13 protein-coding genes are annotated in these 15,866 nt (G+C 64.7%); 8 read left to right on the forward strand and 5 right to left on the reverse strand.

What is annotated here, in order from left to right; all coding sequences use genetic code 11:
* Window positions 1-142 precede the first annotated feature (142 nt).
* Window positions 143-2,281, reverse strand: coding sequence for an NHL repeat-containing protein (locus tag ACHAC9_RS09955; RefSeq protein ID WP_435759641.1), 2,139 nt, complete (start codon window positions 2,279-2,281; stop codon window positions 143-145).
* Between the two features lie 532 nt (window positions 2,282-2,813).
* On the opposite strand from ACHAC9_RS09955, the gene ACHAC9_RS09960 reads away from it, so the two are divergent.
* Window positions 2,814-3,377 (forward strand): PRC-barrel domain-containing protein, encoded by a 564-nt coding sequence (locus ACHAC9_RS09960; RefSeq protein ID WP_435759643.1) that lies wholly within the window; start codon window positions 2,814-2,816, stop codon window positions 3,375-3,377.
* 71 nt (window positions 3,378-3,448) lie between these two features.
* On the opposite strand, the gene hrpA is transcribed toward ACHAC9_RS09960, so the two are convergent.
* Window positions 3,449-7,606 (reverse strand): ATP-dependent RNA helicase HrpA, encoded by a 4,158-nt coding sequence (gene hrpA / locus ACHAC9_RS09965; protein WP_435759645.1) that lies wholly within the window; start codon window positions 7,604-7,606, stop codon window positions 3,449-3,451.
* 55 nt (window positions 7,607-7,661) lie between these two features.
* Here hrpA and argA point away from each other — a divergent pair, with 55 nt between their 5' ends.
* The 3 genes from argA to ACHAC9_RS09980 all read left to right on the forward strand — a co-directional run bounded on the left by argA (window position 7,662) and on the right by ACHAC9_RS09980 (window position 10,346).
* Complete coding sequence (gene argA, locus ACHAC9_RS09970; protein ID WP_435759647.1) at window positions 7,662-8,975, forward strand: amino-acid N-acetyltransferase; 1,314 nt, start codon at window positions 7,662-7,664, stop codon at window positions 8,973-8,975.
* 30 nt (window positions 8,976-9,005) lie between these two features.
* A complete protein-coding gene (locus ACHAC9_RS09975; protein ID WP_435759649.1) occupies window positions 9,006-9,278 on the forward strand; it encodes an oxidative damage protection protein in 273 nt (90 codons plus the stop codon).
* Window positions 9,279-9,530: 252 nt separating this feature from the next.
* Window positions 9,531-10,346, forward strand: coding sequence for a DUF817 domain-containing protein (locus tag ACHAC9_RS09980; protein ID WP_435760054.1), 816 nt, complete (start codon window positions 9,531-9,533; stop codon window positions 10,344-10,346).
* A gap of 110 nt (window positions 10,347-10,456) precedes the next feature.
* Here the strand turns inward: ACHAC9_RS09980 and ACHAC9_RS09985 are convergent, their stop codons facing one another.
* Complete coding sequence (locus ACHAC9_RS09985; RefSeq protein WP_435759651.1) at window positions 10,457-10,864, reverse strand: hypothetical protein; 408 nt, start codon at window positions 10,862-10,864, stop codon at window positions 10,457-10,459.
* Between the two features lie 174 nt (window positions 10,865-11,038).
* Between ACHAC9_RS09985 and arfB the strand changes: the two genes are divergently transcribed.
* Window positions 11,039-11,434 carry an alternative ribosome rescue aminoacyl-tRNA hydrolase ArfB gene (gene arfB / locus ACHAC9_RS09990; RefSeq protein WP_435760056.1) on the forward strand — a complete coding sequence of 132 codons (396 nt, stop codon included), beginning with the start codon at window positions 11,039-11,041 and terminating at the stop codon, window positions 11,432-11,434.
* Between the two features lie 9 nt (window positions 11,435-11,443).
* Here the strand turns inward: arfB and ACHAC9_RS09995 are convergent, their stop codons facing one another.
* Window positions 11,444-11,773, reverse strand: a complete 330-nt coding sequence (locus ACHAC9_RS09995) for a hypothetical protein (protein WP_435759653.1) — start codon at window positions 11,771-11,773, stop codon at window positions 11,444-11,446.
* Between the two features lie 13 nt (window positions 11,774-11,786).
* Window positions 11,787-12,464 (reverse strand): ribose-5-phosphate isomerase RpiA, encoded by a 678-nt coding sequence (gene rpiA / locus ACHAC9_RS10000; protein WP_435759655.1) that lies wholly within the window; start codon window positions 12,462-12,464, stop codon window positions 11,787-11,789.
* Between the two features lie 193 nt (window positions 12,465-12,657).
* On the opposite strand from rpiA, the gene ACHAC9_RS10005 reads away from it, so the two are divergent.
* Genes ACHAC9_RS10005 through ACHAC9_RS10015 form a run of 3 tightly spaced genes read left to right on the forward strand, consistent with a single transcriptional unit; the run spans window position 12,658 to window position 15,838 of the window.
* On the forward strand, window positions 12,658-13,869 hold the full coding sequence (locus tag ACHAC9_RS10005; RefSeq protein ID WP_435759657.1) for an efflux RND transporter periplasmic adaptor subunit: 1,212 nt from the start codon (window positions 12,658-12,660) through the stop codon (window positions 13,867-13,869).
* Window positions 13,869-14,618 (forward strand): ABC transporter ATP-binding protein, encoded by a 750-nt coding sequence (locus tag ACHAC9_RS10010; protein ID WP_435759660.1) that lies wholly within the window; start codon window positions 13,869-13,871, stop codon window positions 14,616-14,618. Before ACHAC9_RS10005 ends, ACHAC9_RS10010 begins: the two co-directional genes overlap by 1 nt.
* Window positions 14,615-15,838 (forward strand): ABC transporter permease, encoded by a 1,224-nt coding sequence (locus tag ACHAC9_RS10015; RefSeq protein WP_435759662.1) that lies wholly within the window; start codon window positions 14,615-14,617, stop codon window positions 15,836-15,838. The genes ACHAC9_RS10010 and ACHAC9_RS10015 overlap by 4 nt, the downstream gene beginning before the upstream one ends.
* The last annotated feature ends 28 nt before the right edge of the window (window positions 15,839-15,866 follow it).

Below are 15,866 nucleotides of genomic sequence, written 5' to 3' on the forward strand. Positions count from 1 at the left end.
TCTGGACTCCAACAACCCAAGGAAAGCACCATGTCCAAGTCCCTCGCCCTCACCGCCGTCCTGTTCGCCTCGTCCGCCCATGCCCAGCAAGCCTAGGTACAGTTCGCGTCGGTCATACGCCTGTTGGAGCCAAAAAGCCGTATCACTCGACCTTGATCGCCAGGTCACGCCCTTCGAGCGCCACATGTCCCGCATAATCGGCCGCATAGATGCGCAGGATGTAATCCCCGGGCGCCAATGCCCCCACCTTCCAGGTCCCCGGCGCGACCCGTCCGCCCTGCAGCGTGTTGTTGACCGCGTAGGCAAAGCGCGTCGCCTTGCTGCCATAGACCGTGATGCCGCTGTTCTCCGCGTACAGCAGCTTGACGGCTTCGCGCTCGCGCGGCAGGCGGTCGTAGACTTGCGTGATCAGGGGCTGCTCGAAGCCCGGCAGCGCGCTGCCATCGGGACGCAGCAGCTGGTAACCGAGCTTGTACAGGCCGAGCCGGCGGCGCGCCAGGTTGCCATCCATCTGGTCGTAGCCGTCGGCCACGATCGACACCTCGCCCAGCAGGCGTTCGACGCGCACCGGTTGGCCCTTCTTCGCGCCCAGGCGCCGGCCGGTGCTGTCGTACAGCGCCACGCCCTGCAGCCGCGGCGCGATGGTATCGCGCACGCCGGGGAAGGGCAGCGTCAAGGGATTGACGAGCGAGCCACCCGGATAGTAGTCGAGGTGCACGTGCGACATGCTGTTGATGCTGCCGAGCGCATCGCCCACCGCAAAGCGCGTTCCGCGCGGCACGCGCACGCGCGCCGGCTTGCCGCGTGGGTCCTTCAGGATCTGAAAGCGCGCGTCGAACGGCTTGTCGGATTGATCGCGTCCGACCCGCATGTGGATGTACGACAGCGGCCCGATGGCGATGCCTTCGCTCAGCGACCCAAAACCCCAGTTCGCGAACGGATCGCTCACCTTGGTCGACATGATGGCCAGCACGCGCGAGCCGATGTCGGCGCGTACATCCAGGCCGGCGTGGAAGTGGTCGCGGCTCTCGCCATCGTAGCTGCCGCGCACTTCGCCCATCAGGCCCACGACTTCGTGCGACATGTCCTGCGGTCCTACCGGCCAGGGCATGGGAGCCGTGCGCGGCGCCTGCCGTGGCGGCGCGATCGTCGGTGCCGCCTCGCCCGCAGTTGGAGGCGCCAGGCGCAGCACGCGCAGCGCCAGTGCGTCGGCCACGACCAGGCTGCCGCTGCGCTCGACGGCAATGCCGTGCGGCGCGTACAGGTGCACCTTGCCGTCGGCGCCAAAGGTCGACTGCGGCGGACGGTCGGCGTCATCCAGGGCGCGGAGCTCGCCCCCCGGCGCCAGCTGCAGGACGCGCCCGCCGCCGCCCGCGATGTACAGGTAGCCGTCGTGCGTGATCGCCAGGCCGGTTGGACGCCGCAACAGCGGGCGGCGCTCGCCCTCGAGGGGCGCGACGAGCGTGCTCACCATGCCGTCAGGGCCAAGGCGGCGGATCGCGTTGTTGCCGGTGTCGGCCACGAACAGCGCGCCGTCCTTGCCGACCGCGATCGCGCTCGGCGTGTCGAAGGCGGCCGTGGCGGCGGGGCCATCGGCCTTGCCCGGCTGGGCGGCACCGGCCAGGGTGGTGACCACGCCATCGGGTGCGATGCGGCGGATGCGGTCGTTATAGGTATCGGCGACATAGACGTTGCCGCCCGCGTCCACCGCCACCCCGACGGGCGCGTGAAAGCGCGCCGCGCGCCCGGCGCCGTCGGCATCGCCCGGCTGGCCGTCGCCGGCCAGCGTGGTGACGCTGCCGCTTGGGGTGATTTTGCGGATCGCGTGGTTGCCGGTATCGGCCACGTACAGGTTGCCTAAACGGTCGATCGCCAGCGCCGATGGCGTGTGGAAGGCGGCAGCGGCGGCCACGCCGTCGGCAAAGCCTTCGCGTCCGCCGGCGAAGGTCGAGACCAGGCCGCCATTGTCGATCCGGCGGATGCGGTTGCTGTCGCCGCCGTCGGCGACATAGGTCACGCCCTGCGCATCGACGGCCACGCCGAAGGGGTCGCTGAAGCGGCTCTGCGCGGGGGCACCATCAAGTACGCCATCCTGGCCGTCGCCCGCCAGCGGCGCCACGCGCGCAGCCCAGAACGGGTTGGTGGGCGCCGGCGCCGCCAGTAAAACCGCTGCCTGGCCGGGCGCGGCCGGTTCGCGCTGCTGCGCGATGAAATAACCAGCCAGGGCGGCCGCCACTACGCCGGCGCCTGCCAGGGACGCGATCTTTGTTGTTCGGTTCACTGCCGGTATCCGTGATGGAGCAAACCGCAAGTCTAACCGATCGGTCAGCCGCGCACGCGGGAGGAAGGAAGGAATGGGAAAGCAGGCCCAACCACGGCCGGAAATGCAATGGGCGCGACCTCATCCGATAAGGACGGATCGGCAACTGGTGCACACTGCACAGAGGTACAGGCGCGGCCGCAGCGGGGCGCTACGGGAACGGCAAACCGGGCCTTACCGCTTGCGCAGCAGGCGCGCGAACAGCGAGGTGATCGACACGGTCGGGATCAGCTTGGCCAGCGGGCCAGGATGGTTGCAGCGCGAGGTGATGGTCATGTTATGGTCTCCGAAACATTGATTGCCAGATTAATCACAAAGCTGGGCTCGCTCTGTGCGCTATTTCGCATAGCTGAGCTAATCGTTTCATGCCGCGATGACGGGCGCGTGACAAGCGCGCGCACCCCTGTCCGTTTGAGACATATCATGGGTATCGGGAGGCCTCGGCCTATCGTTGGAAGGGGCTTTGCACCCAAAGACAAACCGGGAGAACGACATGGGCTACGCAGATCGTGACAAATACGGGATGTACAAGGGCCGGGGCCACGCTGGTCCGGGGCCGTCGCTGATGGGCGCCGACACGCTGATCGGCGACGGCGTCGTGAATGGCGCCGAAGAAGACCTGGGCGACATCAAGGAAATCATGCTCGACATGACGACCGGCCAGGTGGCCTACGCCGTGCTGGCCTTTGGCGGCTTCCTCGGCATGCACGAGAAACTCTTTGCCGTGCCCTGGCAGGCACTGCACCTCGATACCGTCAACCACCGCTTCGTGCTGAACGTCGAAAAGGCGCGCCTGAAAGCGGCGCCCGGCTTCAACAAGGAATCCTGGCCCGATATGGCCGACATCGACTGGGCCAACGAGATCCACAGCTTCTACGGCACCGATCCGAACCAGGGCGGCGCCCCGACGATCGGCGCAGGACCGGGCGCGGCGCGAGGCGGCATGGGTAACACCGAGGCCGCAGTGCACGGGGCAGGCTCAAGCATCGACCCCCGCCCCGGCAACCTGGGCGACGACAAGGACATCAGCCGTATTCGCGGAAGCAACATCGGTTAGGCAAACGGAGCACACTGCTCACGGTCCGGAAATGGAGTAATTCAACTCCATTCCCGGACCGCACGCGCTCCTTAACGGATCATCGACTCCCACACCTTCTGCAAGCGCTTGGCCGACACCGGCATCGGCGTGCGCAGTTCCTGGGCGAACAGCGAGACCCGCAGCTCTTCCAGCATCCAGCGGTACTCCGTCATGCGCGGGTCGTTGACCTTGCCGGGCTGCTTAGAGATGCGCTGGTACTGGCTGGCGGCGTTCTGCCATTCCAGCATCAGCTGCGCGTCACGCGCCGGATTGCCGCGCAGCTTTTCCAGGCGCACGTTCATTGCTTTCAAATAACGCGGGAAGTGCGCCAGCTGGCTGTACTCGTTGTCGGCAACAAAACGCTTGTGCACCAGGCCCGCCAGTTGCGACCCCATGTCGGCGGCCACCGCCGGCGCCAGGCCGTTCAGGCGCTTCGGCATGCCATGGAATTCGGCCAGGATCGCCCCCACCAGGCGCGCGATCTCGTTGATCAAGAGGCCAATACGCCCCTTGCCTTCGTCCTTGCGCTTGTTGAACGAGGCCGCGTCGCTCGGCAGCGGGTCCTGCAGGCAAGCGATGTCGATCGCCTTTTGCACGATCTGGTCGCGCAGCTCTTCCTGCGAGCCGACCGTCATGAACTGCATGCCCATGCCCTGCAAGCCGGGGATATTCTTCTCGGCGAACTTTAGCTGGTCCTTCAACTGCAATGCGAACAGGCGGCGCAGTCCAATGCGGTGGGTGCGCGCCGCCACGTTCGGGTCGTCGAACACCTCCAGGTCGCAATGCGTGATCTTGTCGACCAGCGCCGGGAAGCCGATCAGGGTCAGCTTGCCCTGGTTGATTTCCAACAGTTCCGGCAACTCGCCGAAGGTCCAGCTGGTCAGATTGGTGTGCTGGCTGACGGCCGGCGCGGCCTGCGCGGGCGCATTCGCCGGCGCTGCACCGCCCTTCCCCTTGCCCTGCGGCGCCGGCGTGATTGGCGCACCCTTGCCACCGCCCCAGGACACAGGCGTGGCCACGCCTGCGCGCACTGACCCCACCGCGGCCGGCGTCGCTTCGGCCATCTTCTGGAAGCTCTCGCGCGCCTGGCTGCCCAGCTCGGCCTGCAAGCTCGCCAGGTTGCGTCCCATCTCGAGCTGGCGCCCGTGTTCGTCGACGATTTTAAAGTTCATGAACAAGTGGGTCGGCAGCGTCTCGAGCTTGAAGTCGCCCGTCAGCACGTTTACGCCCGTCTCCGCACGCACATCGAGGATCAGAACATCGACCAGGTCACCGCGGCCGAACGCATTCGCCGCGTAGATGCGCTCGACAAAGCGCGCCGCGTAGTCCGGCAGCGGCACGCAGTGGCGGCGCAGCTTTTGCGGCAAGGACTTGAGCATCAGGTGGACGCGTTCCTTGAGCATGCCCGGCACCAGCCAGGCCGCGCGCTCCTGCGGAATCTGGTTCAACGCGAACAGCGGCACGGACAAGGTCACGCCGTCGCGCAGGCTGCCCGGCTCGAAGTGGTAGGACAGCCCCATCTCGATGCCGGTGACGTTCATCGTCTTCGGGAACAGCTCCGTCGTCACGCCGGCCGCCTCGTGGCGCATCAGCTCTTCGCGGTTCAGGAAGAGCAGCTTCGGGTTCTCGCGCGAGGCGTCCTTGTACCACTTCTCGAAGCCGGCGCCGTTGACCACGTCTTTCGGAATCTCGGCATCGTAGAACGCCGCGATCAGCTGGTCGTCGACCAGCACGTCCTGGCGGCGCGACTTGTGCTCGAGGTTCTCGATTTCCTTGACCAGCTTGTGGTTGTGCGCGTAAAACGGCGAGCGCGTTTCGTAGTCGCCGGCCACCAGCGCGTCGCGAATGAAAATCTCGCGCGCCTCGAACGGGTTGTAGAGCGCATGGTTGATGCGGCGGCCGCTGTAGACGACGATGCCGTACAGCGTTGCGCGTTCGAGCGAGGACACCTGCGCCGGTTTCTTTTCCCAGCGCGGCTCGCCCCACGACTTCTTCAACAAGTGCGCGCCGACCTTCTCCACCCACTCGGGCTGGATCTGCGCCACGCAACGCGCATACAAGCGCGTGGTCTCGACCAGTTCGGCCGCCATGATCCACTTGCCCGGCTTCTTGGTCAGCGAGGACCCCGGCCAGATATGGAACTTGATGCCGCGCGCGCCCAGATAACCCGCACCCGGTTCGTCCTCGGCCTTGAAGCCGATGTTCCCGAGAAGACCTGTCAACAGCGCCAGGTGCAGCTGGTCGTAAGTGGCGGGCGCCTCGTTCAGGCGCCAGCCCTGCTCGCGCACGATGGTGAGCAGCTGCGAGTGCACGTCGCGCCACTCGCGCAGGCGCACCTGCGACAGGAAGTTGGCGCGGCAGTTTTCCTGCAGCAGGCGGTTGGTCTTCTTGTGCGCGATCGCGTCCTCGAACCAGTTCCAGATCTTCAGGTAGCTGAGGAATTCGGACTTCTCGTCGGCGAATTTTTTATGCTTCTCGTCGGCCTGCTGCTGGTATTCCATCGGCCGGTCGCGCGGGTCCTGCACCGACAAGGCGGCAGCGATGACCAGCATCTCGGACAGGCAGGCGTTATCCAGCGACGCCAGGATCATGCGTCCCACGCGCGGGTCGAGCGGCAAGCGCGCGAGTTTACGGCCCAGCGGCGTCAGTTCATTGGTCTCGTCGACGGCGCCTACTTCCTGCAGCAACTGATAGCCGTCGGCGATCGCGCGGCCCTGCGGCGGCTCGATGAAGGGGAAGGTCTCGACGTCCGCCAGGTGCAGCGACTTCATGCGCAGGATGACGGCCGCCAGCGACGAGCGCAGAATTTCCGGCTCCGTGAATTTCGGGCGCTGCAGGAAATCTTCTTCTTCGTACAGGCGGATGCAGACACCGTCGGCCACGCGCCCGCAACGGCCGGCGCGCTGGTTCGCCGCCGACTGTGCGATCGGCTCGACCTGCAGCTGCTCGACCTTGTTGCGGAAGCTGTAGCGCTTGATGCGCGCCAGGCCCGCATCGACCACGTAGCGGATGCCCGGCACGGTCAGCGACGTCTCGGCCACGTTCGTCGCCAGCACGATGCGGCGCGCATTCGTGGTGCGGAACACCTTGTCCTGCTCCTCGACCGAGAGGCGGGCAAACAGCGGCAGGATTTCGACATGCGGCGGATGGTGCTTGCGCAGCGCTTCGGCGCAGTCGCGAATTTCGCGCTCGCCCGGCAGGAACACCAGCACGTCGCCCTGGCCGAGGCGGCACAGTTCATCGACGCCTTCGACCACGGCGTCCATCAGGTCGCGTTTTTCGCGTGCTTGCTGGGCCTTCGGGGCAGGCTTGCCGTCGACGCCGCCGCCAGCTACGACGGGGTCGCGGTCGACTGGGCGATAGCGCACCTCGACCTTGTACAGGCGGCCCGAGACCTCGATCACCGGCGCCGGCTTGCCGTTATGAGCGAAGTGGCGTGCGAAGCGTTCGGCGTCGATCGTGGCCGAGGTGATGATCAGCTTCAGGTCGGGACGACGCGGCAGCAGCTGCTTCAGGTAGCCGAGCAGGAAGTCGATGTTCAGGCTGCGTTCATGGGCCTCGTCGATGATGATCGTGTCATAGGCCTTCAGCAGCGGATCGGTCTGGGTTTCGGCCAGCAGGATACCGTCGGTCATCAGCTTGATCGAGGCGCCCGGCTGCAGCGTGTCGTTGAAGCGCACCTTGTAGCCGACGTGTTCGCCCAGCGGCGTGCCGATCTCCTGCGCGATGCGTTTCGCGGTCGAGGACGCGGCGATGCGGCGCGGCTGCGTATGGCCGATCATGCCCTTCTCGCCGCGCCCGAGCTGCAGGCAGATTTTCGGGAGCTGGGTCGTCTTGCCGGAACCCGTCTCGCCCGAGACGATAACGACCTGGTTCTCGACCAGCGCCTTGGCGATTTCCTCGCGCCGGCCGGAGACCGGTAAATCTTCCGGATAGGTGATCGGCGGCAGCGGGGTTTGCACGCGTGGCGCGCGCGCTGTACGCGGCGCTTTCGATTCGCCCTGCGGCTTGGGTTCGCGCGGTGCGCGCTCGCCTTGCAGCTGGCGTGCACCATTGCCCTCGCCTTGCGGCCGCGGTGCGCGCGGTGCACGCTCGCCCGGTGCCGCACGCGGCGTGCCAGCGCCCCGCGCGCGCGGCTGCTCGGTATTGCTTTCAGGGACTACTGCGCGCGCCGTGACCGGCGTAGGCTTGTTACTCTGTTCAGACATTGATTTTTACGAGGTATTTGGTGCGCAAGTCGCGCAGCGAATTATAATGCGGCAAATGGAAAACCCTACCCAATTCGTCCAGTGGCTGCGCTCTGTCGCGCCGTATATTCATGCCTTTGGCGGCAAGACATTTGTCGTTGCATTTCCCGGTGAACTGGTCTCCGCCGGCGCCCTGCCGGTACTCGCACAAGACCTGTCCCTGCTCGTCGCACTCGGCATCCGCATCGTGCTGGTGCACGGTTCGCGGCCCCAGGTGGCCGAGCAGCTTGGCCTGCGTAACGTCGAGGGCCGCTTCCACAACGGCGTACGCATCACCGACCCCGCTGCGATGGAATGCGCCAAGGAAGCGGCCGGCGAACTGCGCCTCGATATCGAAGCCGCGTTCAGCCAGGGCCTGCCCAACACGCCGATGTCGCACGCGCAGATCAGCATCGTCTCCGGCAACTTCGTCGTCGCCCGCCCGCTCGGCGTGATCGACGGCGTCGACTTCGAACTCACCGGCGTCACGCGCAAGATCTCGGCCGAGAAGATCGCCCCGATCCTGCAGTTCGAGGACAACCTGGTGTTGCTCTCTCCGCTGGGTTTTTCGCCCACCGGCGAAGTGTTCAACCTGACGATGGAAGACGTGGCCGCCGCCGCCGCCATCGCCCTGCACGCCGATAAGCTCATCTACATCACCGAAACCCCGATGATGCTCGATCTGGCGGGCGAGGAAATCCGCGAACTGTCCTCGCACCAGGCCGAAGCCGTCCTGCAGGCGAACTTCCTGCCGCCGGACGCCGCCTTTTATCTGGAGCATGCGATCAAGGCTTGCAACAGCGGCGTCGACCGCGCCCACATCGTGCCCTTCGAGATGGATGGCTCGGCCCTGCTCGAGCTGTTCACCCACGACGGCGTGGGCACGATGATCAGCCACGAGAACCTGGAAAGCCTGCGTACCGCCACAATTGAGGACGTTGGCGGAATTATCAAGCTGATCGAGCCCCTGGAGGCGGACGGCACGCTGGTGTACCGCGGGCGCGAACTGATCGAGCGCGAGATCGAGCTGTTCTCGGTCATCGAGCACGATGGCGTGATCTTCGGCTGCGCCGCGCTGTATCCGTTCCCGGACGCGAAGATGGGCGAGATGGCCTGCCTGACCGTGAACCCGGACGTGCAGGCCCAGGGCGACGGCGAGCGCATTTTGAAACACATGGAAAACCGCGCGCGCGCCGCGGGTCTGACCAAACTGTTCGTGCTGACCACGCGCACGGCGCACTGGTTCAAGAAGCGCGGCTTCCTGCCGGCCACTGTCGACGACCTGCCGAAGGACCGCCAGCACATGTATAACTGGCAGCGCAAGTCACAGGTTTTCATCAAGACTTTATAATCACTCTTTTACCGCGAATCTGGAGCACATATGGCCCGTACCGTCCACTGCATCAAACTGAACAAGGAAGCCGAAGGCCTGGACTTCCCGCCTGTCCCTGGCGAGATGGGAAAAAAGCTGTACCTGTCGGTATCGAAAGAAGCCTGGCAGGCATGGCTCAAGCACCAGACCATGCTGATCAATGAAAACCGCCTGAACCTGGCGGACGACCGCGCGCGCAAATACCTGGCAACGCAGTTGGAAAAGCATTTCTTCGGCGAAGGCGCCGACCAGGCGATGGGCTACGTGCCGCCGGCGCAGTAATGTGTTCACCCGGACGGGCGTCCTGCCCGTCCTTCAATCCGCTTCGCCCTCGACTTCGGGCGGATACATCATCCGCTCATCCCTCCTCCTACCCATGGTGGCTGACTTTGTATTGTCGCGCCAACAGGGGCTATTCCGGCGCCGAGCTGCCAACGTAGAATGAAGAGTCCGACGCCGGCATTGCGGCCGCGTCGCTCGTCTACTTGGGGCGCCAACAACATGAACAAGCTTGCCGCGTTCGACAACCTGCTGATGGACAAGCGCCCGCGCGAGCTTGGCTGCCTGCGGCGCGGACTGATCGAATTCCTGTATTTCGGTTTCAAGAACGCGCGCTCCTGCCTGTTCGTCTTCACTTTCATGGCCACCGTGCTGGTGATGCCGCGCGTGGGCCTGTTCGGCATTCCGCGCTACGACCTGCTGCTGCTGGTCGCCCTCGGTATCCAGTGCTCGATGGTCTATGCAAAACTTGAAACCTGGGACGAACTGAAAGCCGTCTGCCTGTTCCACGTGGTCGGCTTTGCGCTGGAGGCGTTCAAGGTGTCGGGCAGTATTGAGTCCTGGAGCTATCCGGACTTCGCGTACACCAAAATCCTTGGGGTGCCGCTGTTTGCCGGCTTCATGTACGCCTCGGTGGGCAGCTACATCGTGCAGGCCTGGCGCATGTTCGACCTGCGCATCCGCCATCATCCGCCCTATTGGATGGCAGCACTGATCGCGACCCTCATCTACGCCAACTTCTTCACCCACCATTATATTGGCGACTACCGCTGGTACCTGGCCGCCTGCGCGCTGGGACTGTATTCGCGCACGGTCGTCATCTACCGGCCGCTCGACCGAGACCGCCAGATGCCGCTGATGCTGGGTTTAGTACTGATCGGCTTTTTCATCTGGCTGGCCGAGAACATGGGCACCTTTTGGGGCGTGTGGCGCTATCCGAACCAGCTGGGCGCCTGGTCGATCGTTCACATCAGCAAATGGAGTTCATGGTCGCTGCTGGTGATCATGACCTTCACGATCGTTGCCAGCCTCAAGCACATCAAGAGCAAGATTCACATCGCCGAGACATGATCATGAAATCGCCACGCAACAAAGCCCACACACCTTGCGGTATGCGGGCTGTCGGGACAGCCGGCAGCAGCCTGGAAAACCAGGCTTGGCCGGAATTATGGTCCGCTTGATTACTTCGAGGCTTCCTGCATCTTTTCGCCGGCGCGCTCAAGACCCTTGCCAGCCTTGTCGGTGACATTGGCTGCACCTTGCTTGACTTCGGCTGCGGCTTCACGCGATTCCTGGCGCACTTCGGCGCCGGCTTCCTTCATGTTCGCGGCAGCGCGGTCGGTTGCTGCATCGACGTTCGCAGCGGCACGCTCGGCGCCTGCTTCGACGTTCTCGGCGGCGCGCTCGGTTGCCGCGCCAACAGCAGCGCCGGCTTCACGGGTTTCCTGGGCGGCGTTGGCGGCGGTATTGTCGATGGCCGCGCCCACTTCCTGAGCAGGACCGGTCGATGGATCGTTGTCGGCTTTCTTGCAACCGGTGGCGAGAACGGCAACCGCAAGCATCAGGGCGGAAATGGTGGTCTTGTTCATGGTGTGCTCCTTCGTATAATGTTGCCATTAGATTACACGTTTCCATCAATACAGGCCGCACGTTACAGTTGTTACAAGTACATTGGTCTTTTCAACGAGGTCGGCGCGGTGTCACCCGCGCGCCGGGCGCCCTGTCCATGGCATGATGCGACTACATTGCATGGAAATAAAGTGATACCTACCATACGCCCCTCAGAAGTCGAGTTCATCGCCATCCGCGCCCAGGGCCCCGGCGGCCAGAACGTCAACAAGGTCTCGTGCGCCGTGCACGCGCGCTTCGATATCGGCGCCTCATCGCTGCCGCCTTACGTCAAGGAACGCCTGCTCGACATGCGCGACACCCGCATCACGCGCGAAGGCGTGCTGGTACTGAAAGCCCAGCAGTCGCGCAGCCTCGAGCAAAACAAGGAAGACGCCCTGCAGCGCCTGCAGGCGCTGGTCGCGCAGGCGGCCGAGGTGCAGCTGGTGCGCCGGGCAACGAAACCGACGCGTGGCTCGCAACGGCGCCGCCTGGACGAAAAAACGCGCAGCGGCCAGATCAAGGCGCTACGCGGCAGGATCAGCGAATAAAAGCTGGGCTTACATCTTCCGGCACTGGCGCAACTCGCAGCGCGCCATAAATACCTTGCCGTCGCTGCACTGCAGGCGGTATACCTCGACCGGACCGGGCTCGGTGATGAGGCCGGCGCCCTGCCCCGTGCAGGCGTGCTGCCGCGCCAGCTGCTCGACCGTCACCGTCGACACGCCGACGCGGTAAGGTACGCGTTCGATCGGCACGCCGTTGGCGTCGACCAGCTGCGGCGCAGCCTGCGCAGGCGCCGCGGCCATTGGAGCGGCCGGCAGCGTCGACTTGAACATCGCGCAACCGCCAAGAAGGCTTGCGGCCACCAGCGCCAGGAGTGCTTTCATCGCCGCTCTCCGATCAGAAGCTCAGTTTCTTGACGCCGTCGGCCGTGCCCAGCAGGCAGATATTGGCGCCGCGCTGCGCGAACAGCCCAACCGCGATTACGCCGACGATGCCGTTGATCTCGGCTTCCAGCGCCACCGGGTCCGCGATCTGCATGCCGGCCACGTCGATGATCTCCCCGCCGTTGTCGGTAATGAAGGCATCGGTGCTGCCCGCCTTCGTGCGCAGGCGCGGCTGGCCGCCGAGCGCTGCGAGTGTGCGCATCACGGCCGCGCGCGCCATCGGGATGACCTCGACCGGCAACGGGAATTTGCCGAGCGAAGCCACCAGCTTCGAGCCGTCGGCGATGCAGACAAACTGTTTCGCCACCGAAGCGACGATTTTTTCGCGCGTGAGCGCCGCGCCGCCGCCCTTGATCATCGCACCCTGTTCGGTGATCTCATCGGCACCGTCGATGTAGACGGCGATCGACTCGACCTCGTTCAGGTCGAACACGGGAATGCCGTGGCTGCGCAAGCGCGCTGCGGTGGCTTCCGAGGACGCGACGGTGCCCTTGATGCGGTCCTTGATGGCCGCCAGTTCGTCGATGAAGAAATTGGCTGTCGAGCCGGTGCCCACGCCGATGATTTCGCCGTCTACCACGTAATCGATGGCGGCGCGTGCCACGGCTTGCTTGAGTTCGTCCTGAGTCATGATGTCTGCAATGGTAAAGAAGGAATGCCGCCATTTTAACGGATCGCCGCACCTACCCCGCCGCCGTCGCGCCGGAATCGCCGCATGCATATCCAATTCCGTCTCATATGTATCCGTTTTGCATTGCCGAATGCACAAAAATCGCAGACACTTGGTTAATTGCTATTTTGCATCATTACTGACGGGTGACACCATGAAGATCTTCACGAAAAAGCGCGTGGTGGCGGCCAGCGCCCTCCTGATCGCCGGCGCGGCCGCCGTCGCGTACGCGAAACTTGGCAGCGAGCCGAAGACCCCGCCGCTGAAATACCGTGCCAGTGCGGTCGACACCGGCTCCATCACGCATACCGTCACCGCAACCGGCACCATCAACCCGGTGGCGCTGGTGAACGTCGGCTCGCAGGTGTCGGGCACCGTGGTCGAATTGAAGGCGGATTTCAACGACCGCGTGAAAAAAGGCCAGGTGCTGCTCAAGCTAGACCCGACCATATTCAATGCCCAGGTCGGCCAGGCGCGCGCCAGCGTGGCCTCGGCGCAGGCGTCAAGCCGCCTGGCCCAGGCCAGCTTCGAGCGCAACAAGCAGTTAGTGGCCCAGAACTTCGTCTCGAGCCTGGCGCTCGACCAGTCGCGCCGCGAGCTGGACGTGGCGCGTGCGAACCAGCAGCTGGCGAATGCCCAGCTCGAGCGTGCGCTGGCGGATGTGAACAACAGCGTGATCCGCAGCCCGATCGACGGCGTCATCATCAAGCGCACGATCGACCTGGGCCAGACCGTGGCCGCGTCCTTCAACACGCCGAACCTGTTCCAGATCGCGCAGGACCTGACCAAGATGCAGATCGACACCAGCGTCTCGGAAGCCGACGTCGGCGCCATGAAAGACGGCCTGCCGGCGCGCTTCGTGGTCGACGCCTACCCGAGCCGCGAATTCAATGCCACCATGCGCCAGTTCCGGCTGGCGCCGAACGTGGTGCAGAACGTCGTGACCTATAACGTCGTGCTCGACGTCGATAACAAGGACGAGCTGCTGAAACCCGGCATGACGGCGCAAGTGCGGCTGGTGGTCGACAACCGGCCCAAAGCCTTGCGCATTCCGACCGCGGCCCTGCGCTTCCGTTTGTCGGAAGACGAGCAGGAAAAGGAGCGCAAGGCACTCGCTGCCAAAAAAGCGAAGGACCCCGCGAATACGGCATCCCTGCCGCCGCTGGAGGACGACCTGGCTTTCCAGAACACTGGCGAAACCGCGCGCATGTTCAAGATATATAAACTCGACGCAAAGAACGAACCGAAGCCGGTCGATATCCGCATCGGCCTGTCGAACTTCCGCTATACGGAAGTGGTGAGCGGCGACCTGAAAGCGGGCGAGCGCGTGGTGACCCGTTCCCTCGCGCCTGCCCAGGACATGTGATGACGGCGGCACTGATCGACATCCGCAGCGTCACCAAGAGCTATGTCTCGGGCAGCGTCGAGACGCCGGTCCTGTTCGGGATCGACTTGCGGGTCGAGCGGGGCGACTTCATCGCGGTGATGGGCCAGTCGGGCTCGGGCAAATCGACGCTGATGAACATTCTCGGCTGCCTGGACCAGGCCAGCGGCGGCGATTACCTGCTGGGCGGCACCGACACGCGTTCCCTTTCGCGCGCACAGCTGGCCGAGATCCGGAACCGCACGATCGGCTTCGTGTTCCAGAGTTTTAACCTCATCAAGCGCATGAGCGTGGCGGAGAACGTGGCCCTGCCCTTGATCTATGCCGGCGTATCGCGCGCACGCGCGCTGGACAAAGCCATGGTGGAACTCGAGCGCGTCGGTCTGGGGGAACTGGGGAAACGCACGCCGAACCAGCTCTCCGGCGGCCAGCAGCAGCGCGTGGCGATCGCCCGCGCACTGGTCGGCGACCCGCCGCTGATCCTGGCTGACGAGCCGACCGGGAATCTCGATACGCACACCAGCGACGACATCATGCGCGGCCTGCAGAAATTGAATAGCGAGCGTGGCATCACCATCGTGCTGGTCACGCACGAACCCGACATCGCCGCCTGGAGCCGGCGCCTGGTGCGCCTGAAGGATGGGCGCGTGCTCTACGACGGCCCCGCGACCGAGGGGCTGCGCCAGCTCGCGGCCAGCCACGAGCTGGCCATCGCCGGGAGCCAGGCATGAAGCTCTTGCAAGTGGTAGTGGAAGCGCTGCGCTCGATGGCCGCGAACCAGCTGCGCACCGCATTGACCATGCTCGGCATCGTGATCGGCATTGCCTCGGTGGTGCTGATGCTGGCGCTGGGCGACACCATGCAACGCTTCATCAAGAAAGAGATGCAGATGCTCGGCACGAACATGGTCTACGTGTTCCCGGGCGGCGACCGTACCCAGGCCCAGCGCATGCGCAGCGGCGCGGTGCCTTCGCTGACGCTGGCCGATGCCGACGCCCTGAACCGCTTGCCGAGCCTGGCCGGTGCGGCGCCCGCGCTGCAGGGCAGTTTCAAGCTCGCCGCCGGCAACGAGACCGCGGGCAGCATGGTGCACGGCGTGACGCCGGCCATGTTCAAGATCCGTAACTGGAAGATCGACCAGGGCAGCATGTTCACCGACGACGACGTGCGCGCCGCATCGCGCATGGTGGTGATCGGCCAGAAAGTGGCGGACCAGTTCTTTTACCGCCAGGACCCGCTCGGGCGCTACCTGCGCATCGAGAACGTCGCGTTCCAGGTGATCGGCGTGCTGCAGGGTGAAGGCCGCCAGCTCGACGGCGACGATTTGTCCGAGATGGTGCTGGTGCCGATCACCGCTGCGCGCGCCTACATGGTGCGCGGCCCCTTCCCCGACAACGTGCATTACATCGCGGCTCAGGGCAAAAGCGATGGCGTACTGGAGGACGCCGTGGAAGACATGAAGGAAACCTTGCGCGACCGCCATCGCATCAAGCTCGACGACCCGGACGACTTCAAGATGCAGAACATGGCGACCTTCGCCGCCACGGCCAGCAAGATCAGCGCGGGGATTGCCGCCCTGCTGGGCGTGATCGGCGGGATCTCGCTGGTGGTCGGCGGCATCGGCATCATGAACATCATGCTGGTCTCGGTCACCGAGCGCACGCGCGAAATCGGCATCCGCATGGCCATCGGCGCCAAGCCGCGCGACATCCTGCTGCAGTTTTTGACCGAGGCGGTGATGATCTGCCTGGCGGGTGCGGCGGTTGGTATCGCGGTTGCCGCGGCGGGCGCGGCGGCGATCACGGCGGCTGCCGAATTCGATGTGAAGGTGGGCCTGAGCGCGGTGATCGTCGCGTGTGCATTTGCGACGGCCGTCGGGGTGTTCTTCGGTTTTTATCCGGCGCGCCGCGCGTCCCGCTTGCTGCCGGTGGATTGTTTAAGGCATGAGTAATATACGCCAGCTCGGCTAGTCATTTGTT

The organism is Massilia sp. CMS3.1 (genome assembly GCF_051262535.1).
Taxonomy (GTDB): domain Bacteria; phylum Pseudomonadota; class Gammaproteobacteria; order Burkholderiales; family Burkholderiaceae_D; genus Telluria.

What these genes read in the sequence shown, in the direction of transcription:
- argA (WP_435759647.1), top strand. Translation starts at nt 7,662, where the DNA reads ATGGAAAACCCTACCCAATTCGTCCAGTGGCTGCGCTCTGTCGCGCCG.
- ACHAC9_RS10010 (WP_435759660.1), top strand. Translation starts at nt 13,869, where the DNA reads ATGACGGCGGCACTGATCGACATCCGCAGCGTCACCAAGAGCTATGTC.
- ACHAC9_RS09985 (WP_435759651.1), bottom strand. Translation starts at nt 10,864, where the DNA reads ATGAACAAGACCACCATTTCCGCCCTGATGCTTGCGGTTGCCGTTCTC.
- hrpA (WP_435759645.1), bottom strand. Translation starts at nt 7,606, where the DNA reads ATGTCTGAACAGAGTAACAAGCCTACGCCGGTCACGGCGCGCGCAGTA.
- ACHAC9_RS09960 (WP_435759643.1), top strand. Translation starts at nt 2,814, where the DNA reads ATGGGCTACGCAGATCGTGACAAATACGGGATGTACAAGGGCCGGGGC.
- ACHAC9_RS09995 (WP_435759653.1), bottom strand. Translation starts at nt 11,773, where the DNA reads ATGAAAGCACTCCTGGCGCTGGTGGCCGCAAGCCTTCTTGGCGGTTGC.
- ACHAC9_RS09975 (WP_435759649.1), top strand. Translation starts at nt 9,006, where the DNA reads ATGGCCCGTACCGTCCACTGCATCAAACTGAACAAGGAAGCCGAAGGC.
- ACHAC9_RS09980 (WP_435760054.1), top strand. Translation starts at nt 9,531, where the DNA reads ATGGACAAGCGCCCGCGCGAGCTTGGCTGCCTGCGGCGCGGACTGATC.
- rpiA (WP_435759655.1), bottom strand. Translation starts at nt 12,464, where the DNA reads ATGACTCAGGACGAACTCAAGCAAGCCGTGGCACGCGCCGCCATCGAT.
- ACHAC9_RS10005 (WP_435759657.1), top strand. Translation starts at nt 12,658, where the DNA reads ATGAAGATCTTCACGAAAAAGCGCGTGGTGGCGGCCAGCGCCCTCCTG.
- ACHAC9_RS10015 (WP_435759662.1), top strand. Translation starts at nt 14,615, where the DNA reads ATGAAGCTCTTGCAAGTGGTAGTGGAAGCGCTGCGCTCGATGGCCGCG.